The organism is uncultured Senegalimassilia sp. (assembly GCF_934632265.1).
Lineage (GTDB): Bacteria > Actinomycetota > Coriobacteriia > Coriobacteriales > Eggerthellaceae > Senegalimassilia.
The window spans coordinates 1-3,616 of sequence record NZ_CAKTYH010000156.1 but is presented as its reverse complement, the minus strand read 5'-3'; the positions used below and the strand labels follow the sequence as shown (position 1 = coordinate 3,616).

Sequence of the window (3,616 nt, the reverse complement as noted above, 5' to 3'; positions counted from 1 at the left end):
GGGCTTGGGCAAGCGTGAGCGACCCGGTTTCGGCAAACGACCGGGAGATGCCTCGAGCAACCGCCGCCGCCACGCGCTCCGTCAGCTGAACGGGAAGCAGCCCATCGGAGGCGCCCGCGTCGTCGAGCAGCTTCGCAGCGCACAGCAGCGCGCCCTCCGAAAGCTCCGACCCCTCGAAAGCCTGAAGCCATGCCTGCGCGGGAAGAACGTCCTCGTCGAACGATGGGTCGATGACGCAGGCCATGGCATCAAGATCGGCAAACGATCCATCGGACAGCTCGCGTATAGCCGAGATGCATGCATCGGCGGCATCGCCGGCCGAGCCGGAAAGCTGCACGAGCTGGGCCGCCGCCTGCTGCACGGGATCGGCGCCGCACGCAAGGGCCCGGCGCGCCGCAAGGCAGGCTGCTACGTTTTCGCCGAGCAATGCGCATCGCACCGCCTCCTCGAGATGCTGCCCGGCATCGAGCTGACGGGAATCCAAGCTTGCATACAGCTTGCGCGCGCCCAGAATGCATGCGGCATCGCGAAGACGCCGGCTTTGCGAAGCGAGCCACGTGCAGCGCACATGGGCGGACGCCATGCAGCGCATGACCTCGCAAGCCCGCACGCAGCGCCCGGCATCCATGAGAGCCTCGGCTAATCGAAGCACGAATGCGCCGGCATCCTCATGGGCCGCCGCGCCAAGATGCCCCAGCCTGTCGGAGAACGCCTGAGCGATCTGCGGCACGCCGAACGGGGCCGCGCAAAACGCGCCGCGAACGCGGTCGATGCCGACGTACAGATAACTTCGCTCCAAAAGCTCCGCCACCTCTTCGTCGATGCGAACGATGCGCCGGGCATCGGCCAGGCTTCCCGAGCCCAGGCACAGCAACGCGAACAGAGCCGCCATCACATCGGCGGGCAGCTCCTCGGACGCGGCAAGCTCCAAAAACGCGGGCGAATCCGCATCTCCCCAGGCAAGCGCCGCAACCCGTCGACAGCGCGCGACATCGTGCGCCGGGGTTTCGGCGATATCCGAGGGCAAGCGGGCGAAATCGACTTCCTCGTCGCTCAGCACCAGATCGCCCGCGCCGACGAGCATGCGATCGATCTGATCGGCGAACACGTCAGCACCCGGCGTGCAGGTAACGAGCGCCTCGCATCCCCTATCGAGCAAGTCATCGAGCACGGCGCCGAACAGCTCGGCGCGCAGCGAATCCAGCGGCGGGACATCCTCGAACACGGCGAGGAAGGGCTGGTCGTCGACCTCGACAAGGCCCTCGACGATGCCGCGCGCATCCAAATCGCGCAAGAAGCATGGGCTTGCGCAATCTATCCAGAACACATGGTCGAATGCGAACACCGTTTCGGCATATTCAAGTGCAAGGGTGCTTTTCCCGAAACCTGCGGGAGCCACCATGAACCGCGCGACGTTGCGCTCGCGCAGCAGCTTGGCCACCAGCGCCGGTCGCGGATATGCGCGCAAAGAAGAGAACTTAGACGGCCGGTTACCGCGGCACGCCGATTGAGCTAAAAATGACAGCATCCTGCAAACCCCCTCATTATCGGGATCGGATGCTTGGCCTGTGATGCGGCTACCATACCGCAATATATTGATGCCGGCAAGTGACATGATTTCGATAATACAAGGTAAACTGGCGCGTTTCCCAAATCCACGGACATTAATGCCTATATCTTGTGGGTATCCTGAAGCACACTCACAATAGGTTCGAAACCCAGATACAGCGATACCCGCATGCCTTGAAGACATGCGGGCATCTGCAATCGGCGCCTACGGCGCCGTAAACGGTTGCACGCGATGATGCGCTACGCTTCGCGACCCACCAGCTTGGCGATGCGCTCGGAGTAGGTCAGATCGGTCAAGCCGGCCTCGCCTTCCAGGTCGACCAGGGGCGCGTCGTTCCACAGCGACTCCAGGCGATAGTAATCGCGCGTTTCAGGCTGAAACACGTGCACGATGAAGCTGCCATAGTCCAACAGCGACCACGTGCCGTCGGCCGTGCCCTCGATGTGGTAGGGCTTCGCGCCGCCGCGCAGACGGCACTGCTCCTCGATCTCGTCGACCACGGCATCGACCTGGCGGTTGTTCGACGCCGTGCAGATGACGAAGTACTCGGTGACGCCGATCAGGTCGCCGACCTCCTGCACCATGATGTCGGTTGCCTTCTTCTCGTTAGCGGCCTGCGCGGCGATGATGGCGCACTCGCGCGGGCTCAGAAGATCGGGCTTCTGACGTCCGTACATGTCCACGCCCTGGTTGATGGGGGCGTTGTTGTCCACTGCCTCGTTCACTTGCTTCCTTTCGCATCGTTTGCGGCGGCGCGCTCGCGTGCGCGTGCCACGTAGTAATTCCAAACGGTCACGGTATCGGGATGGATGAGCTTGCGGCGCTCGATGAGGTTGCCCACCACGTATACGAGCGTTGCCATGAACAGCTCCTCGAGCTCCACCTTGCCCACCATATCGCGCAGCTTGTCGACCCCCGCGCAATAGCGCCCGGGCTCGATGACGTCGGCCACGTACACGATAAGATCTAGCGGCGACATGCCTACCGCCCCCGTGGTGTGCAGGCGGATGGCCTGCAGCAAAGGAGCCGGCAGCTCGGGAAATTCCCTGGCCAGCGCCGCAGCGGCGGTAGGGCCGTGCAGCAGATGGGGCATGTCCAGATAGCTTGCGAGCTGATCGGCGATGCCGAGCTCGACCGCGCGGGCACGGATGCCCTCGTCGTCGAACCCCTTGTCCCAATCATGCAGAAGCCCAGCTAAACGGGCTAGACGCTCGTCTTGGCCGTAGACGCGCGCCATATGCGCCGCCGTTTCGGAGACCCCGAGGGAATGCTCGAAGCGCTTGGGTTTCACACGGTGCTCGAGCTCCTCGCGCCGAGCCTGGTAAAACGCATCGCCGAGGACGTCTACCGCGCTTTGCGGCAATTGCACGCCTTGATCTGGTTCGACTTCGCTCACTTCGCACACCGCTTCCCTGTTCTGCTTCCAACCATAGAGCCCATGGGCGGCAATATAGCCGAGCACCTGCTGCACCGTCAAATAGCGGATGGACAGACCCGCTTGCACGCGGGCGCGCAGGTAGCTTGACGACACGGCCAGCCCCGTTGCCTCCAGCATATGGATGCGGAAGTTGCCCGACCGCTCTATGGTGAGCCGGGTTTCCTCCGAAAGAGCGTACCCCGGCCGCGTTGCCGCGATAAGCTCCGCCATGCTGGCGATGGAGCCGCTTTCGCGCCACTTCAGAATGGAGCATACCGCATCCGCGCCCGTGATGAAGAACAGCGCCACGTTTCCCGGATAATGTTCACGAAGCTGGCGCAGCGTGTCGGCCGTGTACGTGACGCCCGGGCGGTCGATCTCTATGCGGCTGACGTCGAAGGCGGGGTTGCCCTGCACCGCCAGGCGGCACATCTCGAAGCGCTGCTCGGCGGGCGTGACGTCGCGCTTGAGTTTGAACGCCGGCTTTCCCGCCGGGATGAACACCACCGCATCCAGATCGAACGCCTCGCGCGCCTGCTCGGCGCATGCCAGGTGCCCGATGTGGATGGGGTCGAACGTGCCGCCCATGATGCCGAGGCGCACCGGGCTGCCGTCGGCCCCAAGGTCGT

Annotated in this window: 3 protein-coding genes; all 3 read right to left on the bottom strand. The window is 63.9% G+C overall.

Features of this window, described 5'->3' with window-relative positions; genetic code table 11:
* A partial coding sequence (locus Q0H50_RS08860; protein ID WP_294421548.1) for a hypothetical protein occupies window positions 1-1,528 on the bottom strand: 1,528 nt, incomplete at its 3' end.
* A gap of 281 nt (window positions 1,529-1,809) precedes the next feature.
* Entirely contained in the window at window positions 1,810-2,295 is a 486-nt protein-coding gene (gene rsfS / locus Q0H50_RS08855; RefSeq protein ID WP_294421547.1) for a ribosome silencing factor, read from the bottom strand.
* A partial coding sequence (gene nadD, locus Q0H50_RS08850) for a nicotinate-nucleotide adenylyltransferase (protein ID WP_294421545.1) occupies window positions 2,292-3,616 on the bottom strand: 1,325 nt, incomplete at its 5' end. The genes nadD and rsfS, both read right to left, overlap by 4 nt.